Source organism: Holdemania sp. 1001095H_141210_F2 (genome assembly GCF_015558105.1).
Taxonomy (GTDB): domain Bacteria; phylum Bacillota_I; class Bacilli_A; order Erysipelotrichales; family Erysipelotrichaceae; genus Holdemania.
Window position 1 is genome coordinate 31,128 of record NZ_JADNPO010000015.1, and the last position, 25,622, is coordinate 56,749.

The following is a 25,622-nucleotide window of genomic DNA, read 5'->3' on the forward strand; positions in this document are numbered from 1 at the left end:
TGATGCCCCACTTCTATATTAACTTTGTCCTGTCGCATCAAGGAAGCTGCCGATTGCAAATTTCAGGTAAACAGGAAAGGGGTGGGAAATTTCGTGGTATAATAAAACGGTTTAAAGGAGAATATGACCATGCGTAAGAAGGGAAAATGGTTGGGAAAACTCGTGCAATTTGAACTTTTGTATCGGGTTTGTTTATATTTGTTCGTCAACCCGCTGCTCAGTCAGCTGCTGCGGTTATATTTAAGCCGGGCGCGGTCGGGAATGACGTTTAATTCAGATATTATCTTGCGTTTTTTATCCTTGCCAGGGATTTTATTAGCTTTATTTTACATGCTTGTGGGTACCGGGCTGATTGTTTTTGAATTCAGCGTGATCCTGCATTTAATCGATAAAGGCCAGCGGAATGAAGAACTGTCGATCCGCGAAGCCTGCCGTCAGTCGCTGTTTTCATTGAAAGGAATCCGCAGCTTTCAATTACCGTTGTGCACACTGTATTACGCTTTATTTTTGCCAGCCGTGCACCTGGTATATATCAATGCGCTGATTCCGCGGCTGCGGGTGCCGGAATTTGTGATTGGTGAATTGCGAATGACAGCTTCCGGCCGCCTGTTGATCGGCGCTTTCTGGCTCTGTCTGTACGGCCTCGGGATTTTCTTCCTGTTTGTCCCAATCTTGATGATCTATCGCCGCTTAAAGCTGAGTCAGGCTGTGCAGGAGAACATCAGATTGTGGAAACATCTGACGATCAGAGAACGGGGACAACTGGCAGTGGGGTGTGGTCTGTGGTTTCTGGCAGAGTACCTTGTCGTTGATTTCCTGCCGAAAGCGTTGCTGATCAACTCTGATTTTAACCGGTACTTTTTAAAAAATCTGATTTTATCGCCGACATTCCGGCATTATCTGCTGCAATCGGTTCTGATTCAGCTGGCGTTCTTTTTGATGAGCTTAAGTTTTTTCTATTCTTTAGTCCGCATGGTGCGCAGGCTTGGCGTGGAGATGATCGAAGAAGAGCCGGAAAGCGAGAATGTGGAAAAACTGAATGAGGCGGTATCCCGGGTGCGCGGGGTCACTGCGGCAGGCATACGGAAAGTGAAGTCCCATGCCGGTCTGCCACGTTGGCTGCGCCGGCATCCGTGGATCTGCGGGCTGCCGCTGATTCTTGTTTTCTGCTTTGGTCTCTTCGAAATCTTCCCTGATTTTATAACGTTCCTGCTGCCGATCATTCTGGTTGTCAGCGCGCTGTATCTTTTGGGAGCGCTGGCGACGAAGCTGCGCCCGCAGTCGGCGGGGAAACTGAATTGGGTTTATGTCAGAGTCCATAGTTGGCTGAGCCGGCGGCGGGTCTATCAGCGACATCCCTGGATGGTGCGGGTTCTGCTGCTCTTGATGGTCATGTACAGTGCCGATCTCTATCTGCGGCCGCTGTCGCGTGAACATCAGCCGTGGGCGATCGGACATCGCGGATCAGCTTATGCGATTGAAAATACGATTGAAGCTGTGCGGCAGGCAGCGATCGCGCATGCCGATTATGCTGAAATTGACGTTCAGCTCAGTGCCGACGGCATCCCTGTCGTTTATCACGATCCCACTTTGACGCGGTTGAGCGGTGTGAATAAAAAAGTAGAAGAGCTGACGGCGGAGCAGCTGCAGTCGCTGACGCTTCATTCAGAAGGTCAGTATATCAAAGGAAAAATTCCAACACTGCGGCAGATGATTCAGACGATGAAGACCTGGGAAGGGGAAACCGGTCTGTTGATCGAACTGAAACCGGTTAACGGCAATCAGGCGGAACTAGTTGAAAAAGTGATTGAAGTGGTAGAAAGCGAGAATTTTGCGGCACGTTCCATCTTCATGTCGCTGGATTATGAAGCCGTACAAAGCTTACAGCGCCAGCGACCGCAGTGGTGGATTGGGTATTGCGTTTATGGAACAGCCGGAGAGATGGATTATCGAATCTGGAATTGGAATATCGACTTTCTGGCGGTTGAGGAAAGTCAGATTTCCGTCAGCTTTCTGGAACAGGCCGGCCGCGCCTGGATGCCGATCTATGTCTGGACGGTAGACGATTACAATAAGATGAGCAATTATCTCGATATGGGCGTCAGCGGCCTGATCACAAATTACCCGGATCTGGCACGGGAGGAAGCGGACGCTTACATGGATCGCTATCCGCAATATTACCAATACCAGGGCAGGGGATACCCGATCTACGAATGGGAAACGGAATAAGCGGCAGGACTGCGCAGGGGAAGACGCGATCGGAGAAGGAGGATCATTTGATTAACGTGCCAGACGGCCATCTGAAGAGCAGTGAAGGCAAGAGACGGCAGGAAAAGAGCGTTTATTTGAATTCTTATTGGAAAAATAGAAAACAGGCATAAAAGACAGCGCAATCAGAGAGTGAACCGGACTCAAATCAAATTGAGCATTCCGGGATCTCGGGAGCAGCTGTCTTTATTTTCTGGGATTGGACAGGGGGAAAATCAGGTTTTATGCGGCATACAGTCTGCGTCAGCTTACTCAAAAAGCCAATCAGGCGCCGAAGGTGATAAAGCGGATCAGGTCAGCCAGAGTACGCGCGCCGACTGCGGAAGTCAGATCGACAATCCATTGCAGCAAGGCAAACGGTAGACCGAAGGCAACGGTCATGACGAGCAGACTGCCGATTTCAGCCATGCCGGGGAAATGAATCAGAACCTGCGGCAGGATCATGATCAAAAGGCAAAAAAACGTCTGGATGTGATTGAATTTTTTCTTTCCAGCGACTTCGACGCAAAATGCGTAAAGGAAGGTACAGAACAAAATCTCCTCAAACAAGCCGGCCCGCAGCGCATCAAACAGGAAGATCAGACAAAAGCCGGCAGCATCGTTAACTGACCCAGACCCAAGGCCCAGATTCAAACGTCCCAGAACGATCCCCGCGCCTGAAATCCACCCCATCGTCCGCTGAAATTCTTTTTTCCGTTGGTCAGAATATAAAACGAGGGGATGCGGCGCCTTTTGCAACCTGGCTGCGGAAGCGATATAACCGGACAGGACAAAGAACCCCATTAAAGGATGGGAAACCATGGCGATGGCCCCAAAAACCATCACAAAACAAGATCAGACCGGCGGATGTTGTTTTAATAACGGATCAGAAAATCCATGCCCAGAGCCGCAAATAAGACAAACCACAAAACCATCATGTTTAGAATTACAGTAAGAATGCCCAATCCAATGAATCCGGCACGAAGAAGTCCCGGACGAAATGTTGACGACCTGTTTTTTGTCGTTGATAATCCTCTTTTTAACGTTTTTTCACCAAGGGGGGAAGGACGAAAAAAGCTCTGAATTGCGGATCGTAAACGGGAAAGTAAAATCAGGCTGGACAGACTTGAACAGGCTGGAAAGAACGTGGGAAAATCCTGTCAGGATCAAAGCCGGGAATCCGGGAAGCTGATGTTCTTTCGGCAGATTTAAAAAAAGGCGCCCAACGGACGCCTTGTGGTCTTATTCTTTATTTTCGACAGGTTTGACGACTTCCGCCAGCGAAGCCAGCGTGCCGGTGATATCCTGCAGGTTGCTTGGGACGATCAGCTTGGTCGCCTTGCCGTCCGCCATCTTCTGCAGCGTTTCATAACCCTTCAAGGTTAAGAATTCCAGGCTAGGATCCGAATTCTTGATCATTTCAATACCTTTAGCCTGTGCAGCGTACATCCGTTCAGTTGCCTGAGCCTGGCCTTCCGCTTCCGCGATCATGGCTTCCTTCTTCGCCGTAGCGCGCAGAATCATGGATTCCTTTTCGCCTTCCGCGGTCAGGATTGCCGATTTCTTTTCACCTTCGGCACGCAGGATCGCTTCACGACGTTCCCGTTCCGCCCGCATCTGCTTCTCCATTGATTCCTGGATGTCGCGCGGCGGGATGATGTTCTTGACTTCAACGCGGCCGACCTTGACGCCCCATGGATCCGTTGCTTCGTCCAAAATTGCGCGCATCTTCGTATTGATGATATCGCGGGAAGTCAGCGTCTCATCCAGCTCCAGCTCACCGATGATGTTTCGCAGCGTTGTCGCCGTCAGATTTTCCAAAGCGCTGATCGGCCGTTCGACGCCGTAAGTATACAGCTTCGGATCGGTAATCTGAAAGTAGACGACCGTATCGATCTGCATCGTAACGTTATCCTTGGTGATGACTGGCTGCGGATCAAAATCCTTGACGATCTCTTTTAACGAAACCTTGTTGGCGACGCGGTCGATAAACGGTACCATGAAATGCGGACCGGTATGCCACGTGCTGTGGTAAGCGCCCAGGCGCTCAACGACATAAGCTTTGGCCTGCGGCACGATTCGGACGCAGTAGCAAATCACTGCAATGGCAATCAGGAAGATGACCAGGAAGACTAATATTTGTAAGAACCCATTCATAATTTATTTCCTTTCTCGACTGAAACCTCAGTCCTCTATTTTTTTCACGAGGAGTTTTGCGCCCTCGATCGCAACGATTTCCACTAACGATCCCTCATTGATCGGATGCCCGTCGACGCTGATCGCGTTCCAGACCACACCGTTCACCTTGAGTTCGCCCCAGGCTTCCCCGGTAATGTCTTTCAGAAGCTGGACATGTCGGCCGATCACCCGGTCGGCGTTCGTCGCGACAATATTGCCTCGTAAATACTGGGAAGCCATCGGCCGGATCGCTGCCAGACAAACTAACGACGCCGCAAAGAAGATGACGACCTGCCAGATAAAGGCCAGATTCAACGCCAGCGCGCCCAGGGCAAACAACGCTCCGACGCAGAACCAGATACTGACAAGACTGGTCGCCGTCGCCAGTTCAACGACCAGCGCCCCCAAGAATACCAGAATCCATAAACCGAAATACATTTTTCCTCACCTCCTTATACGGGATTGTTCAGATCAATAATCAGCATTTTTTCGCGTTCATCAAACTGCGCGGGAACTTTAATCCCGTTGCATTCGATGCCTGTCAGCTGGGCGATTTCCTCAATCAGCGCTTTGTTGCTGATGCGGGCATATCCCTTTCCCATGGATACTTTATGCAGCTGCTCCAGCGGGATGAGCTTTAAATCTACCTCTCGCTTGGTCACGGGGCGGATCGCAACTTTCCGTTCTTCCCGGTCGAGTCCGATACAGCACCATCGAATATCTTCAAAATAGGCAGCCGCTACGTTGTTTAACGTGAAATTGTTCGGATACAAGGTCACTAACATCGTGTAGGCGTTGCCCTTAACCCACTCAAACATGACTTCGATCTCCTTTCTATACCATGCTCTTATTATACGCTGAATCCTCAAAATCTTCAATATCTTATTTTGCTTATTCTGAATATTATTTTTGTACTTTCCAAGCTTGTGAAGATTGCATATAATAAAGTAGAAACAATGGAGGATTTTTATGCCGCAAATTAAAATTAACGGACTGAATATTGAAGTTGCGACGGAAGGTCAGGGCCGCGATGTAGTGCTGTTGCACGGCTGGCGGCAGCGGATGATCATGATGGAACCCATCTACAATCATCTTAAAGCCCATTTTCGGGTTTTTAATTTCGATTTTCCCGGTTTCGGTAAAAGCGACGAACCGCCGGTTGCCTGGGGCGTCCCGGAATATCGGGAGTTTCTCGAAGCGTTTTGCCGGACCTTTGATATCCATGATCCAATTCTGATCGGTCATTCCTTCGGCTGTCGGGTGGCCGTTCACTACGCGGTAAAGAATCCCGTGCATAAGATGGTGCTGACCGGCGCGGCGGGAATCCGGCCGAAGCAAACCTGGCAGGCCAAGCTCAAAATTGCAGGCTACAAAGCGGCGAAAAAAGCGATCACGCTGGTCGGCAGCGAAGCGATGCTGGAAGACTTCAAACGTAAATCCGGTTCCGACGATTACCGCAGCGCAACCGGCATTATGCGCGAAACCTTTGTTAAAGTTGTCAACGACGATGTCAGCGGGATGCTGGAAGACGTTACGGTTCCAGTCTTGCTGGTCTGGGGCGAAAACGACGAAGCAGCGCCTTTATGGATGGGAAAACAGATGGAAGCGAAAATGAAGAATGCCGGACTGGCAATTTTTGAAGGGGACGATCATTTCGCGTATTTCAACCAGAGCGCCCGATTTAACCGGTGTCTGGATGTCTTTTTAAAGGAAGACTGGGAGGAATGACATGGAGTTTTTACGACAGATTCAGGATTTATTAGAGAAAGTGCTGTTTTCAGCACTGCTTTTGTGTATGATGGTGATTCCCTGGAAGCATGCTTTGCACATGTTCCAGCAGAACCGGTATGAGCCGGGGCGGTATATCCAGTGGGGAAAAGATCAGCTGAAAGTGTGGAAGCACTGGCTGTTTCCTGTGCTGATTCTCATTCTGGCACTTGGCTGCATCATGATTCCGGATTACCGGCTGGGGAAGATCGCGACGGTGTGGCTGGCGGTGTTTGTCGGCGGGGTTACTTTATATCGGGAAAAGAAAAAAAGCTATATCAAACCGCTGGCAGTGACCGCGCGGGTTAAACGGCAGATCGCCGTCATGCTTGTGCTGAACTGCCTGTGGCTGATCCCGGCGGTCATGCTGACGGATTATCCGTTATGGGCGTTGTGGGTTGTCGTGGCGTGCTGGATCAACTGGCTTTTGATCTTTCCCATGGCCTGGATTACCAGTCCGTTTGAAAAGTTGATCAAAAAACACTATATGAAGCTGGCAAAGGAAATTCTGAAGAACCATGACCGGTTGATTAAGATCGGGATTACCGGCAGTTATGGCAAGACTTCCTCAAAAAATATTCTTCAGCAGATTCTTTCTGAGAAGTTCTATTCACTGCCGACGCCGGCGTCGTTTAATACGCCGATGGGAATCACGATCACCATTCGTGAACAGCTGAAACCGACGCATGAGGTGTTCATCTGCGAGATGGGGGCGGATCATGTCGGCGATATCGAGCAGCTGATGGATTTTGTGCAGCCGCAGATCGGCTTAGTAACCTCAATCGGTCCGCAGCATCTGAATACGTTTGGTTCTCAGGAAAATATCGTCACGGAAAAAATGAAGATGATCGAGAAGCTGCCGGTCACGGGCTTTGGTGTATTAAATAAGGATAACGAGCTGATCCGGAATTACTATATCAAAAATAAGTGTCCGATCGCCTGGTATGGCATCGAACAGGAAGACGTGGATTACCGGGCTGTGAATATCAGCTTTGGTCCGCAGGGATCCTCGTTTGATATCCATACGCGCGAGGGTGCGGATATTCCGTTTAAAACTCGTTTATTGGGTGAACACAACATCGCGAATATTCTGGCGGCTGTGGCAGTTGGCCGGCATCTGGGTGTCAGTTGGGAACAGCTGCAGAGCGCAGTGGCGCAGGTGCGGTATGTCGAGCATCGGCTGGAAGTGAAGAAGATTAATGGTTATACGTTTATTGACGACGCGTTTAATTCGAATCCGGTGGGCTCTGCGATGTCTTTGCAGGTGTTGAAGACAATGCCGGGCACCCGGTTTATCGTCACGCCGGGGATGATCGATCTGGGTCCGCGTCAGCATGAGATCAATAAGCAGTTCGGCATGAAGATGAAGGATTGCGCGGATGAGGTCATTCTGGTGGGCAAACGGCAGACGGAGCCGATTGTCGAGGGATTACAGGCTTGCGGATTTGATATGGCGCATGTGCATATCGTCGCGACAGTGAAGGAAGCGTTTGGTCTTGTTTATCAAAAGGCAGCCTACACGGATACCATTTTATTGGAAAATGATTTGCCGGATGCGTTTAATCAATAAGGAGCCAAAATCAATGAAGTGGACTTTAATCGCAACGTGGAAAATGGCGGCGGAAGGCATGCGGCTGGCGGAAGCGAATTTGCGAAAATCAGGCTCGGCCGATCAGGCGCTGGAGACGGTGATCACCGCAGTCGAAAGGGATCCGCGGTTTCATTCCGTCGGTTATTCGGGACTGCCGAATCAGGCGGGCGTCGTGCAGTTGGACGGTGGTTATATGAACGGTGATACGTTATCCATCGGAGCGGTCGGCTGTGTTGAAAAGGTAGCGTCGGCGTTTAAACTGGCGCGGCATTGTGCGGATCAGCAGTTTAATAATTTTCTGGTTGGCGAGGGTGCATCGCAGTTTGCGGTTCAGTCAGGCATGGAAACGATGGAATTATTAACTCCGGAAGCGCAGGTGATTTATGAGCAGCGCCGGGCGGAGCCGGAACCGTTATCCAGTTATAAAGGACATGATACGGTTGGGGTTTGTTGTCTGGATGGACAGGGAACGTTGGCGGCTGGAACATCGACTTCGGGACTGTTCATGAAGAAGCCGGGGCGCGTGGGCGATTCGCCGGTCTGCGGGAGTGGTTTCTATGCGGATAGTGAAATCGGGGCTGCGGCCGCTACGGGCGTGGGTGAAGAAATCATGAAAGGGTGTCTGAGCTATGAGGCGGTACGCCGACTGCAGCAGGGACAGGATCCCCAGAGAGCGGCTTCATCGCTCGTTGCAGAATTCACGCGGAAGTTAATTCGGAAACGGGGCAGGGCTGAAGCGATTTCCTTAATTTGCGTCGATAAGGAAGGGCGCTGGGGTGTTGGTACGAATATCAAGTTTGCTTTCGTGGTCAGTGATCAGGATCATCCAGCCCAGGTTTATGTTGCGGAGCCGGATCAGGATGGTTGTACGATCCGAGCTTGGAACGATACAGATCAGGATGTAGATTAGAGTGAAATGAAAAAGGCCTGTTTTCTCAGCTTAAGGTGGCAGAAAACAGGTTTTTTAGTGTGTGAGTACAAGGATAGGTATGAACGGGTGGATCAGCAGGTATACAGGTCTTAGATTTCAATCAACGTACCGATTGCACGATATGACGTGAACCTATAGCGTAGACCTATATAGGTAATAAACTTCAATCCACATACCGCTCGCACGGTATGACCCAGGTGTTTTTTCAATGATTAGGAATTTGTCAATTTCAATCCACATACCGCTCGCGCGGTATGACATGATCGAATTCATGCTTTATCGAGCATGGTGTATTTCAATCCACATACCGCTCGCGCGGTATGACCACAGAAATCCGGCGTGTGAAAGAGCGGATCAAATTTCAATCCACATACCGCTCGCGCGGTATGACAGCAGATTTTATCCGAATAATTGAATTACAAGTAATTTCAATCCACATATCGCTCGCGCGGTATGACAGATGAGTTGGCAGATGGCGGTTGTCCTGATGGATTTCAATCCACATACCGCTCGCGCGGTATGACAGAAGCCGAAGCGAACAGAGAACGGGTTCTAAAAATTTCAATCCACATACCGCTCGCGCGGTATGACGGAATATGGTTCATTGTCGCCGGTGTCCGCGGTATTTCAATCCACATACCGCTCGCGCGGTATGACCGCAGATAAGAAACTGAATTAAGATCATATGTTTCCTATCTCACTCTTATCATAAACATTCTTGAGTGTACTTGCAACATTTTCCTTAATATTCACATTTTTACGGTGCGAACCTCCCTGGGCTTTTATGTTCACTTCATGTTCGCACTCAAATTGACAAAAAACGCAAGGCCTTTGAAGACCTTGCGCTTAAGCTTATTGATTCTCGTTCGAAGATGAAGAGTCCTGCTTAGGACTTGAAATTGAATCCAGACTGAGCAATCCGGATTCATCCAAAATCTGTCCCTTTTTCCGCATCCGGCCATTGACGAATTCACCTAACAAGGTGTAGAGAACTGCCGTTGCCGGAACTGCGATCAACATTCCGAACAACCCTAACAGACCACCGAATACTACGATGGATAACAAGACCCAGATCCCCGGAAGACCTACGGAATTCCCCACAACCCGCGGATAAATCAAATTGTTTTCAAACTGCTGCACGATCTGGAAATAAACCATGAAAAACAAGGACATCCACGGGTTGATCGCGAAGATCAGAACGCAACCAAACGCCATTCCCAACATCGCTCCGAACATCGGAACGATACTGGTAACGCCGATGACCGTGCTGATTAACATGGCATACGGCATCTTGAACAAAGTCATGGAAACATAATACAACATCGCCAGAATACACGCTTCTAACAGCTGCCCTGAAATGAAACTGGAGAATGTCTGGTTCGTTTTTCGTCCCAATGCCAAGACGCGGTTTGCCGCCGATAAGGGAAGCAGGGCGCCGATCAATTTCTTCAGCTGACGGATGAATTTCTCTTTGCTGGAAAGCAGATACAGACTTAACATGAAGCCCATTACCCAGTTGCTTACACCGACGGTGATCGCGGAAATGTTGTTGATCACCGTCATGCCGGTACCGCCGACCCAGTTGGTTGCGGTCTGGAAAATTTTATCAGCGCTTAAGCCCAGCTGATCCAGCGCAGCCTGCAGCTTCGTCGTATCCAGATCCCATTCAATGTTTTCCAGATGCAGACTGGCTAACAAATTGTTGATGTTTTCCACAATATTGCCGGCATAGACAACACAGTTATTGAACAGCTGTACGATCGACGTGATTAGCTGAGGGAAAATAATACTCGACAAGACAAACAAGACAGCCAGCGCCAGAAGCAGCGTCAGGAAGATCGAAATACCGCGGACCTTCGGTTCTTTCTGCGGTGGGTTCTTTTTGCTTCGCGGCAGCGCCTGGATCAGTCTGATCAATCCCTTTTCAATAGCCTTCATCGGCTGATTCAGCACAAAGGCGATGCCGATCGCGTAAAATAATGGGGTTAACAGATGCATTACTTTCCCCAGTACACCCATTAAATCCTGAAAATGAACGAGAGCGAAAAGCAGTAAAACAATATACGTCGACAGCCACATCCAGGGCTTGATCTTTTTTAAGATATCTTTAGGAATCATAATCCTGTCCTTTCCTTCAACAGTTATCGGTTGGTTAGTTATAGATTATAATGATTAAGCTTAAAATACAAGGTCAACCTGACGAAAATCTGCTATAATAGACGAGGATTTCCTGCAAATAAAGGAAATGACAAGCTATCTCCGGCATACAGTAGGGAGAGGCCAGATTAGGAGAGTGAAGTATGAAAATTCGTGTTGGAGTTGTTTTCGGCGGTGAATCTGTCGAGCATGAAGTCAGCGTGATTTCAGCTCTGCAGGGTATTGAAGCCCTGGATAAAGAACGTTATGAAGTGATTCCCTTATATATTTCAAAGCAGCGTGATTTCTATTCGTCGCCTGCGCTGCTGAATGTTGAAAATTATAAAAATCTCGATGAGCTGATTCAGAAAGCGACGCCGGTTGTGCTGGTGAAAAAAGGCAAGGAAGTCGTTGTGGAACCGATTAAAAAAGGTCTGTTTACCAAACCGATCGGCACGGTCGATGTCATCGTTCCGATCATGCATGGTACCAACGGCGAAGATGGAACGATTCAGGGGTATCTGGAAATGCTGAAAATTCCGTATGCCGGCTGCGATGTGATCGGCGCGGCTGTCGGTCAGGATAAAGCCGTGATGAAGCATATTCTGCAGAACAGCGGGTTGCCGGTCTGCCCTTGGTTCTGGCTGTATGGCCATGAATTCGCGCACAAGCAGGAAGCGGTTTTAGCTCAGGTGCATGAATTAGGCTATCCGGTGGTCATGAAGCCAGCTTGCCTGGGTTCTTCGGTCGGCATCACGATCGCGCATAATGACGAAGAATTTATCGCCGGGGTCGAAGACGCACGGCAATATGATAACAAGATCGTTGTCGAACAGATGGTAAAGAACCTGCGGGAGATCAACTGTTCAGTTCTGGGCAGCTGCTTTGATTGTCAGGCCAGCGTCCTGGAGGAAGTCGGCAAGCAGGATGAAATCATGAGTTTTAAAGATAAATATTTAGGTCAGGGCGCAACGAAAAGCGGTTCCAAAGGCGGAGCTAAGTGCGGGACCAAGAGCGGCGATGGCGGAATGGCCAGTGCGGCGCGGATCGTGCCGGCGCCGGTCGATGAAGCGACGACGGAAAAAATCCGGAATCTGGCGATTGAAACCTTCAAGGTGCTGAGCGCCAGCGGCGTATGCCGGATTGATTTTATGATGGATGGCGATAACGGGATGATATACGTCAATGAAATCAATACAATTCCAGGCTCGCTGGCCTATTATCTGTGGCAGCCGGTCGGCGTCAGCTTTACTCAATTAATGGATACGCTGGTATCTCAGGCGATTGACCGCCAGCGTCGGCGGGAGAAAATGATTTTCTCCTATGAAACCAATCTGTTGGCCAGTTACAGCGCAAACAAGAACAACGGCGGAACGAAAGGTACCAAAGGAACGAAATAACCTTTGAACCCCGGTCAGTTAGACGGGTCCTTCCTTAGTTTAGAAAAGTCTGGCAGAAGCCATCTTCGATCCGTTTCTGAAGAAGGGGTTGAAGTAAGGAACAGCCTGAAATCCCGATGAATGTTATTCAAGACGAAACAGCCAAATTGAAAAATAAGAAAAACCAGTTTGATCAACCGGCGTCTTCCATGGAAGCGCAGGAGTTCAAGCTGGTTTCTTTTTATCACTTTTCTGCCATCCCTGATTCACAGGGAAATCCGTTGACCTTGCGGTGACGGCAAGAGGGTATTAGTTATGAATCGTATAATTGACGCCGTCGCTTTCGATCAGAATCGTTCCCAGCTGATCGGTGCGGTAAATGGAAAATCCCATCTTTTCATAGCGTTTCAGCACATCTTCCGAAGGCAGACCATAATCGTTGTTCAAGCCGACGGAGAGGATCACATCTCGGGGATTGACAGCTTCCAAGAATGCTTGAGTAGAAGATGTCTCTGAACCATGATGGGGAGCTTTCAGGATATCGGCCTGGACGTTGGCATAGCTGGCCAGCACATCCTTCTCAGACTGCGCCTGCATGTCGCCGGTGAACAGAATGGAAGTTTGTCCATGGACATAACGCAGGACAATCGAGGAATTGTTGACTTCGGAATACTCCTCGCTTAGCGGTCCCAAGATCGTAAACTGATCTTCACCCAAGGTGAAGGTATCGCCCGGCTGCGGATGGATCAACGACGTCTGCGTCGTTTCGATCGCCTGAATGACGTCTTTGTACGTTTTCGAATCCAGCGTGCGCTGAGGAAGCATGACCGTTTCCACGTCGAAGGAATACAGGACGGCGTCCAGCGAGCCTACATGATCTTCATGGGCATGCGTGCCGATCGCATATTTTAAATGAGTGATTCCCTGCTGCTGCAGATAATCGGTGACCAGTTTCGCGTCGGCATTGTTGCCGGCGTCGATGATCATCGCTTCTGCGCCGGACTGAATCAGAATCGCATCCGCCTGACCGACGTCGATAAAATGAACGGTCAGCGCCGAATTCACCTGCGTGTGAACGGGCGTCGCCGCCGTGTTGTTTCTTAAAGCATCAGATTCAGGCAGCCATTGGGGGCTGAAATAACTCAGACCCGCCAAGATCAAAGCGCCCAGTAACGAACCCAGCGTGACTTTAGCCGTTTTTTTCGATCGGCGGACAGAACGTCTGCGCGTTGTTTTTCTCATAATTCTCCTTTCTTCCGTGACGGCTTTGCCGCTTCTTTCGGGAATCTTTTTTCCTTTGAGCGAACCGGCACAGATCTTTGAATTGAATACCGAAAAAGAATTCGTTTTTATTATGCCGAAAAACTTACCGGACGACAAGTCTTGTCTTTTTTGAAAAGCGAAATGTCAGCTTTTATCCTGTTAAAAACAGCTTTCCTGCTCAGACTGTGAAAGCTGTCAGAATCTTGATCGCCGCCCACCATCGCGGCTTAAAAAAGTTTAGCGGATGATCAAGGTAGAAAATCATTCCAACGGTTGTGATGCCGGATTGCAGCCCTTTGGCGTGCAGACCAGACCCGCCATGGTTTTCTCTGCCTGATCCAGAATGATCGCCCGCCATTCCTTGGGGGTGTGATAGCCTTGGATCTTTTCGCCATTCATTTGATAGGCCGGGATGCCTTCGAGGTTCAGCGCCGGCTTCGCTTCCCAATCCCGATCGACCTCCGCAAGGAAGGTTCCGTTCGTTAAAGCCTGCGCAAACGCCGCGCCGTCCAGTCCCAACTCATCCATGACCATTCGCAGCACCGCCGGATCGCCGATATCTTTCTGCTGCCGGTAGAAAACGTCAAACGTCAGCCGCACATAATCCAGCTCCCGGCCTGCCTGTCTGGCAAAATAAAACCCTTGAAACGCATCGGTCGTGTAGGGATGCGGACTGATCCAGGGCAGATTCATCTCGATTCCCAATGCCTGCGCCATCGGCTTCAACACTTCGTCAAACCGCTTCAGCCGCTTTTCATCATGCATCGGATCGACCTTCGGCGTTGGAAAGCGCCGCAGCTCATAAGGGTGAAAATCCAATTCAACATCCAGACCTTCGATCGCCCGGGATAGCGAATGAAGCCCGACATAACAAAATGGACAGACAAAATCAAAGAAAATCGAAATTTTCATAACAGGCCTTCTTTCTGAACCGATCATAGCCGGCCAGTGCCCCGTTGTCAATGCTTGTGCTTTTTCTGCGGAATTTCCTGCACAATCCCGGCCGCTTATCCATCGCTTCCAGCCGTTAAACATGCTATAATACATCTGGAAAATAAGGAGGAACTCAACTATGTCAACACCGCACAACAGTGCCGAAAAAGGGCAGATCGCCAAAACCGTCCTGATGCCGGGGGATCCCCTGCGCGCCAAATTCATCGCTGAAACATTCCTGGAAAATCCTGTCCAGTTCAACGCCGTCCGCAATATGTTCGGCTACACCGGAACCTATAAGGGTAAAACGATTTCCGTCATGGGCAGTGGCATGGGGATGCCGAGCATCGGCATTTATTCCTATGAGCTGTTCAGCCAGTATGGTGTCGAAAACATTATCCGAATCGGCTCAGCCGGCGCGTATTCGCCGGATTTGAAAGTCTTTGATGTCGTGCTGGCCGACAGCGCCTACAGCGAATCCAGCTATGCGAAAGTCCAGAGCGGTTATGATCAGGATAAAACCTATCCGTCGGAAACGCTCAACCAGCGGATTAAAGACGCGGCAGAAAAACTGGGCATGCCGCTGCATGTCGGCTGCATTCACTCCAGCGACGTCTTCTACCGCGAAGGCGGCAACGATTACATCAAGGAGCTGACAGACGTTCATCATTGCCTGGCTGTAGAAATGGAAAGCTTCGCGCTGTTCCACAACGCCCATGTCTTAGGCAAAAACGCTGCATGCCTGATCACGGTCTCCGATTCCTTTGTCACTTCGGAAGTGACAACCCATGAACAGCGCCAGACATCCTTCACCAAAATGATGGAGATCGCGCTGGAAGCGGCGGAATAAGCACATCTCACGTTTTTCCAATTATCACAAAGCAGAAAGAACCGGCAGCCGCCGGTTTTTTTCTGACTTCAGTTTGGGCAAGCTCCCGGTTGTCTTCCGCTCTCCCTCATAGTCTAGGTTGAAGACGAAAGGGGCTGGATTATGGAAATCTGTGTTATCAAATTCGGGGGGACATCGTTAAAAGAGGAAGCTGCCCGCAATCGCGCTGTCCGCCTGATCCGCCGCCTGATTCCGGAAATGAAAGTGATTGCCGTGGTCTCCGCCATGGGCCGGTATCCTGATCCCTATGCGACGGATACGCTGATGTCCCTTGCCAAATATCTGACCCCTCAGCAGCGCGACCGGCTGGTTTCAGCCGGCGAGATGATCAGTACGCTGGTCATCAATTCCCTGTGCCGTCAGAATGGAGTCCTCAGCGATACCCTCAGCACGCAGGAGCTGGGGATCATCACCAACGATCATTATGGCGAGGCCGAGGTTCTAACGGTGACAACCGGAAAATTGCTTGAAAAACTCGATCATTGCGACTGTTTGATCGTCCCTGGTTATCAGGGAATCACGCTCGATCATGAGATTACGACGCTGGGCCGGGGCGGCAGCGATTATACGGCGATGCTGCTGGCCCAGGCACTGGGGCTGGAAGACGTCTATATTCTGACGGATGTGAGCGGTATTTACGATCGTGATCCGAAAGTTTATCCTGATGCCCGTCATTGGGATGAGATTGATTATGATCAGATGCTGCGGATGATCGACGCCGGCGCGCGGGTGATGCAGCGGCAGAGTATTTTATTTGCGCGCGAACATCAGCTGCGGGTGTGGGTAGGCTCCTCGCTGCAGATTGGGAAAGGAACGTGGATTCAACCATGCGCAGACTCCGAACGTTAATCGTGACTGACAAACCGGCGCAGGTCCGCCGGCTGATCGGCGAATGTGAAATCCTGGGCTGTCCATGCAGCCTGAATTGGGCAAGCAGTCAGAAAGGACTGTCGCCTTTAAGCTTGACAGGCGGACAAATTCGTCCCCAGCCGCTGACCCGAATGCTTCTGGAACGCGCAGAACTCATTGTGATTCTGCCGCCCAGCCGTGATGGCGAGGGAATAGGTCAGCTCAGCCACCGTTTGAAAGCAGGGGTGATCAGCGGGCAATCCATCGACAGTTTGCCTTGCCAGCTGGGGTTGGAAACCGGCCCTGCCTGTCAGTTCCGATTCCCGGCGCCGGAAGCCTGGATGATCGCCACCGCGCTGCAGCCTTTGATGCAATGTCAGGCTGTTCGCCGCATCGGGGTACAGACCACGCGTCAGGAAGAAAATTTGAAAATCAATTCGGGGCTGACTGCGCAGATGCTGCAAAGTCAGCTGAAAACGCTGCTGCCAGGAATCGGCATCGACGTCCGAAATCCCCGCCTGCTGGAAGGAACTCCCTATGTCGAAGCACGCCTGGATCTCTTGCTCAGCCGTTCGCTGAAAGATGGTCAATTCCGCGCTCTTTTACAACATCCGGACCATTCGCTGCTGCTGCCGGTGGAAAAACCGCTGGATAACAGGCAGACTGCCAGCCAGGAAACACGGATTTTGATTGATCAGATCCAAAAGGGGCAGAATGAGAATCAGTGGCGTCTGCGGCTGATTTCCGATCCGCTGCAGGCGTGCCAGATCGCGGCAATCGCCCGTCAAATTGCTGCTGCGGCCGGGCTGACTTTGAAGAATTCCTGAAACTTGAATCCTTTTTCTTGGCAAGCGTCAGGAAACTCGCTATAATGAACACGCAGAACAGGAGGCCAGGAAATGAAGACGATCATTTTTGTCCGGGAGTTGAAAACCGAGGATCAGGCTGCCCGCATTCGTGCGGCGCTGGACGATACCCGGGTTGAATATAAGGTAGCGCTGCAGAGCGGCGCGGTGGTGATCGAAGGTTCCAACGATTTGGTATACGCCGCCAAGACTGCAATCCGCGAAGCGGGATTCACAGTTCAATAAGAAGCAGAGCGCAGAAAACGCTCTTTTCTTTTGGTTAGATCGCAGCTCTGCTTCTCCGCTTTTTTCACAGAAGTCCGCTCATCTGGCCGTAAAAAAATGAATTCTCACAAAGCGGAAGTTCAAGTTTTAGATTCTATCCGGCAACCGAGAACTCCGGGATTGTGCATGGATGGTTTTTATAATCAAGGATAGACAGACTTAATCGGAATCGGCGGAAAACCATAAGATATTGATCATCCCGCAGGCGGCGAAGATCACTTTCAAAATCACGGCGATGCCGGGGGCGTAAAGCGACAGACTGGCGATCAGATCCAGCTGAAAGATACCTTCAATCCCATAAAGCAAACAAGCGAGGATTGACAGGAAAAGACTGATATTAAGAATTCGCTTCATGAACAGTTCCTCCTATTACAGGATAGCGGACGTGCATGGATTTATGCATGAACCGACACAAAAGCGCATACCTTGTGTTGAAAAGGAAAGGTGGAATTATGAAGAAGAAAGTCGCAGTGATCGTTGGGGTCCTTTTGTTGGCCGTCGCCTTGTTTCTTGTGCTGAAGCCCAGCTCGTTTGAAAAGAAGGCAGACAAAACCATGCAGAAGCTGACCAGCTACAAGCTGGAAGGAAATATGGAAATTTCCAGCGGCGAAGAATTCAAGAACTACGCGATTACATCCTCATGGATGAAGGAGGGCGAAGACGAGTATTTCAAGGTCAGCATGATTGATAAGTCGCTGAACCAGGAACAGATCATTCTGAAGAATAAAGAAGGCGTCTTCGTTGTCACCCCTTCGCTCAACCAGGTGTTTAAGTTCCAAGGCGAATGGCCGATGAACTCGCCGAAGCCGTATTTATTGCAGACGATGATGGAAGTGCTGAAAAACGACCATCAGACGAAAAAAGAAAAGGACGGCATTCTGATCAGCGCGGACGCGAAATATCCAAGCGCTGCGCAGCTTGTCCGACAGGAGATCAAGTTTAACAAGGATACAAAACCGTTGTATCTGATTGCCTACGACGCAAATAACGCTCCGGCATTGACCATGGAATTTACAGCGGTCAGCTATAATGAAGGTTTTGAAGCGGGGTATTTTGAGACGCCGAAAAGTTCGATTGAGACACCGACGAGCGGCTATACTGGTCTGATTGAATTGCCGTTGTATCCGATGACCGTTTTTGATTCCAAATTAATCGCTTCCACAGTCTCTTCTGTCAATGGGCAGCCGCAGCATATTCTGGAATTCAGCGGCGAGCGGGATTTCACAGTTGTGCAGACGGAAAGAGCGCCGAGTCAGGAGCTGACAGTGACGGAAGTCAGCGGTGATCTGATCGAAGGGTTGGGACTTGTCGGTTATTATGATGGAAACCGGCTGACGATCACGAACAGTCAGGTCGAGTATTCCGTATATTCCAATGATCTGACGCCGCAGGAGATGATGCAGGTTGTAGAAAGCATGCAAGTATCGGTCATGAAATAATGATGGTGCGCCGAGGGGATGTGTATTATGCTGACCTGGCGGGGAGCGTCGGAAGTGAACAGGGGGGATTGCGGCCGGTCGTGGTCATCCAGAATGATAAAGGGAATCGGTTTTCGCCGACATTGATCGTGGCGCCGATTTCCAGCCGGCTGACAAAACCGCCGATTCCCACGCATGTGATTCTGCCGGCGGATTCTTTGGAGAAGGCGTCGATCGTCCTGCTGGAACAGATCCGGACGATTGATAAACAGCGATTGGGGCAGTGGGTTTGCACCCTGGATCGAAAAACCTTGCAGGCAATCGACGAGGCCTTGTGCGTGAGCCTGGGGTTGGAGTGGGGATAACCGAGGTATTGTCTTGAAAGCTATGACTGATTTTGGGCGGTGTTCTAATTTCTATTTATTAAAAACTGACGGCGTAAAGGTAAATGACACCTTGAGCCGTCAGTCTTTTTCGTTGGAAAGGGAAGGGAAAGTGGTTTCTGTTCCAGGCTGAGTTAGATTGATGAAATGGACAGATTATGAAAATTTATCATTTTCCTTGATGAAGTTAAGGAAATTCGGTTCAGAAGTCGGTTAGGATGGGGCTGCCCGACGGAGGTCGGGTAATGGCGGCATGGGGAGCGAAAGTCGGAATGGATGGGCTGGTGGGAAAGCGGAGGTGAGCACGGGTTCAAGTTCTGGATTCGGGAAAAATCGCAGGGGTGATTGAGTTAGGGACAAGCTTGCCTGAACGAAATGGCTGGAGATTCCCGGCGACTTCTGAAACGGGGATTGCGAAACGGAGTGCGGATGACATAAAAAAATGACCTTGATTCATTCAATCAAAGTCATTGTTATCGCAATGGAGCAGGTGAAGGGAATCGAACCCTCGTGTCAACCATGGCAAGGTTGCGTTCTACCATTGAACTACACCTGCGATAATGGCGGTCCGGACGGGACTTGAACCCGCGATCTCCTCCGTGACAGGGAGGCATGTTAACCACTACACCACCAGACCAATATCGTTGTTTCGGCGCGCGCACTGTAATGTGGCGAAGAAGGCGGGATTTGAACCCGCGCGCCGCTTTCGCGACCTATGCCCTTAGCAGGGGCACCTCTTCAGCCTCTTGAGTACTTCTTCACTTGGTAACTCACAGCGCTTTTATATACTACCATGAAGAAGTACATTTGACAAGTCTTTTTTTAAAATTTTTTTGAAAAAAATAAAAAAATTGAGATTGTCCAAATCGGACGCTTTTATTCCAAATAAGGATGACCTTAAATTATGCCTGTATTCTAAGGCTTAGAAAAAATTTTAAAAGTTTTTTGACTTTTTTAGGGGACTTTTTCAAAAAACGCGCAATATTATAAGTGTAGGGATCATCACTCAAGGAGGGGATATCCTATATCTTACCAGCCGCATTTTATTAAAAACGGATGAAAACACGTCGCGGATACTCACATTCATGGTGAAAGCCTACCAAAATGAAGTAAACAACTTACTTCAGCTCTACATCCAGAACAAACACCCGGTTTACGTCTCATACGGTGATTTCTGTACCTTCATCCCGTTTTGGAGCCGGGCTATGGTCGTTCAGGATGCGAAGGACATTTTTAAACATGTTCAGAAGTTTAACAATCCGAAGCTTAAACTAAAAGCTCCGCAATGCTGCTGGCATCAACCTAACTTCCGAATTACGAACAACGAACTCGAAATTCAAGTCGGCGGCCGTTTTGGCATCGGCGACACGCTGAAACTGCCGATCATGGCCGAACCCTATCAGCAGCGCTATCTGAAAATGGAACTCGGGAAGCTGACCATCCATCCCTGCAAACAAGGATGGGCCGCCGAATTTAATGTGAAGGTTCCGGAAAAACCACGGAGCCTATCGACAAAACGAATGGGAATCGATCTGGGAATTAAAGTTCCGGCGGTCGCGTATACCGACGATGGCAAAATTCGTTTCTTCGGTAATGGCCGTGAGGCCCGCTTCCGCCGCAATGCGTTTTATGCCAAGCTTACGGAGCTGCAGAAAAAAGAAGACTACAAGCGAATCAAAGAATTAAATCATGGACTTTATCGCTGGGAGATTACGCAATGTCATATTCTCAGCTCGCAGTTGATTCAGTTTGCGCTGGAACAGAATGTCGGCGTCCTTTGCGTGGAACAACTTCATGGAATTGGAAAACGCGAAGTCAAGCATTCCCGGGATAAGCGGGATTTAAATCAATGGTCCTACTATCGGCTGATCGACAACCTTCGTTACAAAGCCCGGCGCGAGGGACTTCGCGTAGTTTTCGTTAACCCCCGCAATACATCAAAACGATGTCCGCAATGCGGCAGACTCAACACCCCTGACAAACGTTTTTATCACTGTGTCTGCGGTTTTCGCTGTCATCGGGATCTTGTCGGCGCGATGAATATTGTTCATGCGCCTGAATCCGGTCCTGTGGCCGGATAGCCTGGTAAACTATACGTTCTGTGCCAGGACGGGTCTTTGCGTGCCCTTATCTCAATCACGCTGTGAGGTTTGAACCCAAAAATAATCTTTGAGATAAGGGGATCTCAAAGTGCATAAGGATCGGTCTGTGCCGCTGTTGACAAAAGCCGATCCTTTTCTTTACAATGAAGGCGATCTTTGAAACAGAATCGAATCCCAAAGGAAAGGAACAAATTCCATGCAGAAAATCGCGAAATTTCAAAAAGTAAGTGAAACACAATTCATTCAGGACTGGCTTGATACATTTCCTGGCTCAACGGCGGCGGAAGCGGCCCAGATTTATGATCAGATTCAACTGCCGAAGCGGGCGACCCTCGGTTCCGCCGGCTATGACTTCTTTGCGCCGCAAAGCTTCAGTCTCAACCCCGGCGAGTCGCTTAAAATTCCAACCGGCATCCGCGTCCAAATCGCAGCCGGCTGGGTGCTGAAATGCTATCCGCGCAGCGGCCTGGGATTTAAGTACCGGCTGCAGTTCAACAATACCGTCGGCATTATCGACTCGGATTATTATGGTTCCGATAACGAAGGCCATATTTTCTGCAAGCTGATCAACGACTCCCGTGAAGGAAAGACGCTTTCTCTGGCGCAGGGGGAGGGCTTCATGCAGGGAATTTTTGTTGAATACGGCATTACGGTCGACGATGACGCGGATCAGCTGCGCAACGGCGGCTTCGGCAGCACGACCCAGAAATAAATTGAATAGCATAGAATCAAAATCATAAAGAAAAAACGCAGGTTTTCTCTCCCCTTTGTAACAGTGGGGCAGGGCAATTCTGCGTTTTTCTGATGTTTAAAAACTTTATTAAAAACGGGCACGCCGGGTTATCCTGCGATCTGATTTTTCTGAACGAATATCAAGCGTTCGTTCCGCGGATTAACATCCATTGTCCTTAGTTAAAATCAACGTTTGCTTCTACAACACTTCACTTTCCGCCCGTGCCTTCAGCCGGATCCATCGCTTGTCAATTTCCTTCTGGATGTGATCGACAACCTCGGCGTACTCCGGCTTTCCCAGATGCCGCGTGCGGCCCATCATTTTCAGCCAGTCGAGCGCCGGAATCTGTTTTCCCGTTTTCTCCGGATTGTAATTGATCGTCGTGACACCTTCCTCAATTTCGTACAGCGGGAAATAACCACAGTCCACCGCGGCCTGGATCACCTTGCGTTCCTGGCTCGGCACATCCGCCCAGTTCAGCGGACAGGCAGACAGTGCTTTTAAATACACAAAGCCTTTATTCTTCGCGTAATACTGTGCTTTAGCCGCCTTTTTCAAGAAATCCACCGGCTGCGATTCGGCAACGGTAGCCACATACTGCGCGCCCGCGGCCGCCATGATCTGCGGTGTATCTTTATTGACGAACGTTTTTCCATACTGCGTCTTGCCGATATGCGAAGTAGAACTCCGTGCTCCCATCGGTGTCGAGTAGGAGAGCTGGTAGCCGGTGTTCATGTATCCTCCGTTGTCATATTCCATTAAAATAAACGCATCGTTGCGCAGAGCCGCGCCGATGGCGGAACCCAGACCGATGTCCATACCGCCGTCGCCGCTGATCATGATGAAGGTGATCTCTCCTTTCGGTAATTCTCCGCGCTTCTGACGTTGATGAAACATTTCAGCCAGTCCGGCGACTGTCGCCGCGCCGTTTTGGAATAAATTATGCAAATAAGGAACTTTAAAGGAAGTCTTCGGATAGGAGGTCGTGACGACCATGCCGCAGCCGGTCTGAAACAACAAAACGACCAGGCCTTCGATACCTCGCAGCAACAGGTTCACATTGACGGGAATGCCGCATCCCGGACACGCTCCATGACCGGGCGCCAGCCGTTTCGGCATCGCGGTCGTCGCCGCGATCTGTCCGCCCTGCACCTGCGGCCGGCCTTGTTCATTGAGCACACAGCGGGTGAATCCCAGCTCGGTATCGCCGGCGGACAACGGTTTAAAATACTCAGGCTCCTGAACTGGCTGACCTTCGCTGATCTGCAGATAATCGAACTTCGGCAAATCCTGTCCAACGCATTCCTTGACCAGCTTTACCGCTTCTTCATAGTAAAAATCCTTGCCGCCCAAACCGTAGATCCGCGTATAAACCTCGCAATCCAGCTTTGCCTCCTGCAGTGCCGCCCGGATTTCCAGCGACATATTGCCGCCCTGCGCCCCATAGCTGTCCTGCCGGTCCAGGATGATTAACGTCTGAGCGTGCGCGATCTTCTCGATCAGCTTTGCTTTGGGAAATGGCCGGATCATCGTGAGGGTCGCCGCTCCCGCTTCGATGCCCTCTTTGCGCAGTTGATCGACGGCTTCTTTTAAGGTGTGGAACGTTGAGCCGAGCGCGAAAATCACGACGGCGGCGTCCTCGGCCCGATAGGTTTCGACCAGATGCTGCGGCCGTCCGCTCAGTTCCTCAAATTCCTCAAACAACGGTTCGATTTCATTCAGCGCCTGTTCCATCGCTTCGTGCAGCTGATATTTGTTATTGATCAGATCCGGCTCATTCATATAGGATCCGATCGTCACCGGATGTTCTGTGTCCAAGATGTTAGTGCGTTTTCTGACCGGCCCGACGTAATCCTGAACGTCCTGATCGTCTGCGAAAATCATGCAGCGGCGTTTCTGATGACTGGTGAAGAAACCGTCGAAAGCGACCGCGACCGGCAGATTGACGGCTTCAGCCAGCTTCAGTCCGATCAGGTTGTAATCGTAGACCATCTGCACGCTGTTGGCGAACAGAATAATCCAGCCGCAGTTCAGCATCATCATGATGTCGCTGTGATCGCCCTTGATCGACAGCGGTCCGGACACCGTGCGGCAGGCAACGTTCATAACCATCGGAAACCGGGTGCCTGACTGAACTGGCAGCTGCTCTAGCGCATAAAGCAGACCGTTGGCGCTGGTGGCGTTGAACACACGCCCGCCGCCGGTGCTGGCGCCGTAACAAATGCCGGCGGCGCTGTGCTCGCCTTCAGCCGCGATCAGGGAAATATCATGCAGTCCCTGGGCTTTCATGAGATCGAGGTTTTCGGCGATCTGCGTCGACGGGGTGATCGGATAATAGCCCATCACATGATAGTTGATCTGTTTGGCGGCCATCGCGGCCAGCTCGTTGCCGCTTTCGTACAGACTGATCTGTTTTTTCATCGCGCGGTTCCTCCTTTTTCCAGTATTTCTTCATTCGGCGATTCACTGGTAACCCAGCTGTTGGCACCGGTATGCGTCTGCCGCAGGTCTGGCGTTAACAGATCGCGCACCGGGGTAAAATAATCCGGATGCGGATGTTCTTTTTCCTCACCGCGGGTCAGCGCGTGGGTCGGGCAGATGTCGACGCAGCGCAGGCAGCCTTTGCAGAACCGATAGTCCAGACCGCGGTTAAGCATCGTTTTCCGGCCTTTCAGCTCACCGGGGAAGAACTGAAACACCATATCCGGGCAGGTAGAATCGCACAGACCGCAGTGAATGCATTTTTCCGGCTCAAACAAAGGCAGATAGCCTTCGCGGCTGGCGGACAGGTCGTTGCGGACGGAACTGCCGGGAATCGGGTTAACGCCGCCGATCGGCGCGGTTTTCCAGCCCCAGCCGCCGCTTTCGTTGTCAAAGGGAATCTCGGGATAGCGGTCGTCATCGAAATGATAGGCCCGGACTTCATCGTAGCCGCGCTGCACGCCTTCCAAGTTGGCGCCTAAAAGATCCGGCGCTTTTGTGCCCAGCGTGGCGATCACGGCCTGTTTTACAGCGTCTAACGGGATAAAGCCGCTGACCTTCGCAATCGCGCCAAGCATGACCATGTTCACGCGGGATTTGGACTGCAAGGCCAGTGCGAGGGCGTCGACGCAGTAGATATCCCGGGCGGCCAGCTGCATCCGCTCGCGGATGGCCGCGCCCTCGAGCGCGGTGTTGACGACAACCTGACAATGCCGCTGCACGCCGGCGTTCACCGGCAGCTTGCCGGCCATCGCTTCGTGGAACAATGCCAGGCAGTCGGGATGGCGGACCGGTGAATTGATGCGGATCTCCTGTGTCGGAGCGCTGTAACGGATAAAGGCCTTGACGGGCGAGCCGCGTTTCTCCGAGCCGTAGCTGGAAAAGCTGGCGGCGTTTAAGCCCAGCTGCACCGCGCCCAGCTCGCCCAGCAGCTTGCCGCACAGATTTGCGCCCAGACCGCCGATGCTTTCCAGCCGCATTTCATAATACCCCAGCTCATTGACCCGGGGCAGAGTGGTTTGGATGGTCATGTCGTTTCCTCCTTGAATTCGTTCTTCATGATTCTGCTAGTCATTCTGTCCGTTTTGCGTTGTTTTAACAGTCAAATCCGCCGGGAATTGATGTTTTTTATGTGTCGCTGACGGGGAAAATGAGTATAATTGAGATGACGCAGTTTTCTGCGGCTAAGTTTTAGGAATGAAAATTTCGGGA

The 25,622-nt window shown here is 50.5% G+C and carries 23 protein-coding genes, 3 tRNA genes and 1 CRISPR repeat array; of the genes, 13 read left to right on the top strand and 13 right to left on the bottom strand.

Features of this window, described 5'->3' with window-relative positions; all coding sequences use genetic code 11:
* Positions 1-129 precede the first annotated feature (129 nt).
* Positions 130-2,229 carry a glycerophosphodiester phosphodiesterase gene (locus I2G61_RS10230; protein ID WP_195548251.1) on the top strand — a complete coding sequence of 700 codons (2,100 nt, stop codon included), beginning with the start codon at positions 130-132 and terminating at the stop codon, positions 2,227-2,229.
* A gap of 303 nt (positions 2,230-2,532) precedes the next feature.
* Here I2G61_RS10230 and I2G61_RS10235 read toward each other — a convergent pair whose 3' ends face one another.
* The 4 genes from I2G61_RS10235 to I2G61_RS10250 form a co-directional block, all read right to left on the bottom strand.
* Entirely contained in the window at positions 2,533-2,940 is a 408-nt protein-coding gene (locus tag I2G61_RS10235; RefSeq protein ID WP_195548252.1) for a hypothetical protein, read from the bottom strand.
* Between the two features lie 549 nt (positions 2,941-3,489).
* Positions 3,490-4,404, bottom strand: a complete 915-nt coding sequence (locus I2G61_RS10240; protein WP_195548253.1) for an SPFH domain-containing protein — start codon at positions 4,402-4,404, stop codon at positions 3,490-3,492.
* Between the two features lie 27 nt (positions 4,405-4,431).
* A complete protein-coding gene (locus tag I2G61_RS10245) occupies positions 4,432-4,863 on the bottom strand; it encodes an NfeD family protein (protein WP_072684757.1) in 432 nt (143 codons plus the stop codon).
* Between the two features lie 14 nt (positions 4,864-4,877).
* On the bottom strand, positions 4,878-5,243 hold the full coding sequence (locus I2G61_RS10250) for a hypothetical protein (RefSeq protein ID WP_020224318.1): 366 nt from the start codon (positions 5,241-5,243) through the stop codon (positions 4,878-4,880).
* Between the two features lie 151 nt (positions 5,244-5,394).
* Between I2G61_RS10250 and I2G61_RS10255 the strand changes: the two genes are divergently transcribed.
* Genes I2G61_RS10255 through I2G61_RS10265 form a run of 3 tightly spaced genes read left to right on the top strand, consistent with a single transcriptional unit; the run spans position 5,395 to position 8,693 of the window.
* Positions 5,395-6,153 (top strand): alpha/beta fold hydrolase, encoded by a 759-nt coding sequence (locus tag I2G61_RS10255; protein WP_072684758.1) that lies wholly within the window; start codon positions 5,395-5,397, stop codon positions 6,151-6,153.
* A 1-nt stretch (position 6,154) separates the two neighbouring features.
* Positions 6,155-7,762, top strand: coding sequence for a Mur ligase family protein (locus I2G61_RS10260; protein WP_195548254.1), 1,608 nt, complete (start codon positions 6,155-6,157; stop codon positions 7,760-7,762).
* Positions 7,763-7,775: 13 nt separating this feature from the next.
* Positions 7,776-8,693, top strand: coding sequence for an isoaspartyl peptidase/L-asparaginase (locus I2G61_RS10265; protein WP_229100739.1), 918 nt, complete (start codon positions 7,776-7,778; stop codon positions 8,691-8,693).
* Positions 8,694-8,807: 114 nt separating this feature from the next.
* Positions 8,808-9,371: a CRISPR direct-repeat array (repeat unit 33 nt; unit sequence ATTTCAATCCACATACCGCTCGCGCGGTATGAC).
* A 195-nt stretch (positions 9,372-9,566) separates the two neighbouring features.
* On the opposite strand, the gene I2G61_RS10270 is transcribed toward I2G61_RS10265, so the two are convergent.
* The gene (locus tag I2G61_RS10270) at positions 9,567-10,832 is read right to left on the bottom strand and encodes an AI-2E family transporter (protein ID WP_195548255.1); all 1,266 of its coding nucleotides are present in this window, start codon (positions 10,830-10,832) and stop codon (positions 9,567-9,569) included.
* Between the two features lie 182 nt (positions 10,833-11,014).
* Between I2G61_RS10270 and I2G61_RS10275 the strand changes: the two genes are divergently transcribed.
* Positions 11,015-12,250, top strand: coding sequence for a D-alanine--D-alanine ligase family protein (locus tag I2G61_RS10275; RefSeq protein ID WP_195548256.1), 1,236 nt, complete (start codon positions 11,015-11,017; stop codon positions 12,248-12,250).
* A gap of 288 nt (positions 12,251-12,538) precedes the next feature.
* Here I2G61_RS10275 and I2G61_RS10280 read toward each other — a convergent pair whose 3' ends face one another.
* On the bottom strand, positions 12,539-13,471 hold the full coding sequence (locus tag I2G61_RS10280) for a ComEC/Rec2 family competence protein (RefSeq protein WP_072684762.1): 933 nt from the start codon (positions 13,469-13,471) through the stop codon (positions 12,539-12,541).
* Positions 13,472-13,753: 282 nt separating this feature from the next.
* Positions 13,754-14,404, bottom strand: coding sequence for a DsbA family protein (locus tag I2G61_RS10285; RefSeq protein WP_072684763.1), 651 nt, complete (start codon positions 14,402-14,404; stop codon positions 13,754-13,756).
* A gap of 160 nt (positions 14,405-14,564) precedes the next feature.
* Here I2G61_RS10285 and deoD point away from each other — a divergent pair, with 160 nt between their 5' ends.
* The 4 genes from deoD to I2G61_RS10305 all read left to right on the top strand — a co-directional run bounded on the left by deoD (position 14,565) and on the right by I2G61_RS10305 (position 17,254).
* Positions 14,565-15,275: a purine-nucleoside phosphorylase gene (gene deoD, locus I2G61_RS10290; RefSeq protein ID WP_072684764.1), complete on the top strand. Its 711-nt coding sequence runs from the start codon at positions 14,565-14,567 to the stop codon at positions 15,273-15,275.
* A 141-nt stretch (positions 15,276-15,416) separates the two neighbouring features.
* On the top strand, positions 15,417-16,163 hold the full coding sequence (locus I2G61_RS10295; RefSeq protein ID WP_072684765.1) for a hypothetical protein: 747 nt from the start codon (positions 15,417-15,419) through the stop codon (positions 16,161-16,163).
* Positions 16,142-16,990, top strand: coding sequence for a hypothetical protein (locus tag I2G61_RS10300; RefSeq protein WP_072684766.1), 849 nt, complete (start codon positions 16,142-16,144; stop codon positions 16,988-16,990). The genes I2G61_RS10295 and I2G61_RS10300 overlap by 22 nt, the downstream gene beginning before the upstream one ends.
* 72 nt (positions 16,991-17,062) lie before the next feature.
* Positions 17,063-17,254, top strand: a complete 192-nt coding sequence (locus I2G61_RS10305; protein WP_072684767.1) for a hypothetical protein — start codon at positions 17,063-17,065, stop codon at positions 17,252-17,254.
* A 198-nt stretch (positions 17,255-17,452) separates the two neighbouring features.
* Here the strand turns inward: I2G61_RS10305 and I2G61_RS10310 are convergent, their stop codons facing one another.
* Positions 17,453-17,647: a hypothetical protein gene (locus I2G61_RS10310; RefSeq protein ID WP_072684768.1), complete on the bottom strand. Its 195-nt coding sequence runs from the start codon at positions 17,645-17,647 to the stop codon at positions 17,453-17,455.
* Between the two features lie 98 nt (positions 17,648-17,745).
* On the opposite strand from I2G61_RS10310, the gene I2G61_RS10315 reads away from it, so the two are divergent.
* On the top strand, positions 17,746-18,732 hold the full coding sequence (locus tag I2G61_RS10315) for a hypothetical protein (protein ID WP_072684769.1): 987 nt from the start codon (positions 17,746-17,748) through the stop codon (positions 18,730-18,732).
* The gene (locus I2G61_RS10320) at positions 18,732-19,076 is read left to right on the top strand and encodes a type II toxin-antitoxin system PemK/MazF family toxin (RefSeq protein WP_195396059.1); all 345 of its coding nucleotides are present in this window, start codon (positions 18,732-18,734) and stop codon (positions 19,074-19,076) included. The genes I2G61_RS10315 and I2G61_RS10320 overlap by 1 nt, the downstream gene beginning before the upstream one ends.
* Positions 19,077-19,576: 500 nt before the next feature.
* On the opposite strand, the gene I2G61_RS10325 is transcribed toward I2G61_RS10320, so the two are convergent.
* From I2G61_RS10325 to I2G61_RS10335, 3 genes are all read right to left on the bottom strand, one after another.
* Positions 19,577-19,650: transfer RNA gene (locus I2G61_RS10325), tRNA-Gly, on the bottom strand.
* A gap of 5 nt (positions 19,651-19,655) precedes the next feature.
* Positions 19,656-19,731, bottom strand: a tRNA-Asp gene (locus I2G61_RS10330).
* Positions 19,732-19,763: 32 nt separating this feature from the next.
* Positions 19,764-19,854, bottom strand: a tRNA-Ser gene (locus I2G61_RS10335).
* Positions 19,855-20,299: 445 nt separating this feature from the next.
* Between I2G61_RS10335 and I2G61_RS10340 the strand changes: the two genes are divergently transcribed.
* Both I2G61_RS10340 and I2G61_RS10345 read left to right on the top strand, forming a co-directional pair.
* Positions 20,300-21,175 carry an RNA-guided endonuclease TnpB family protein gene (locus I2G61_RS10340; RefSeq protein ID WP_072684771.1) on the top strand — a complete coding sequence of 292 codons (876 nt, stop codon included), beginning with the start codon at positions 20,300-20,302 and terminating at the stop codon, positions 21,173-21,175.
* A gap of 217 nt (positions 21,176-21,392) precedes the next feature.
* Positions 21,393-21,908 carry a deoxyuridine 5'-triphosphate nucleotidohydrolase gene (locus tag I2G61_RS10345; RefSeq protein ID WP_072684772.1) on the top strand — a complete coding sequence of 172 codons (516 nt, stop codon included), beginning with the start codon at positions 21,393-21,395 and terminating at the stop codon, positions 21,906-21,908.
* Positions 21,909-22,127: 219 nt separating this feature from the next.
* Here the strand turns inward: I2G61_RS10345 and I2G61_RS10350 are convergent, their stop codons facing one another.
* Both I2G61_RS10350 and I2G61_RS10355 read right to left on the bottom strand, forming a co-directional pair.
* Positions 22,128-24,350 (bottom strand): thiamine pyrophosphate-dependent enzyme, encoded by a 2,223-nt coding sequence (locus I2G61_RS10350; RefSeq protein ID WP_072684773.1) that lies wholly within the window; start codon positions 24,348-24,350, stop codon positions 22,128-22,130.
* Positions 24,347-25,441, bottom strand: coding sequence for a 2-oxoacid:acceptor oxidoreductase family protein (locus tag I2G61_RS10355; RefSeq protein ID WP_072684774.1), 1,095 nt, complete (start codon positions 25,439-25,441; stop codon positions 24,347-24,349). The genes I2G61_RS10350 and I2G61_RS10355 overlap by 4 nt, the downstream gene beginning before the upstream one ends.
* Between the last annotated feature and the right edge of the window lie 181 nt (positions 25,442-25,622).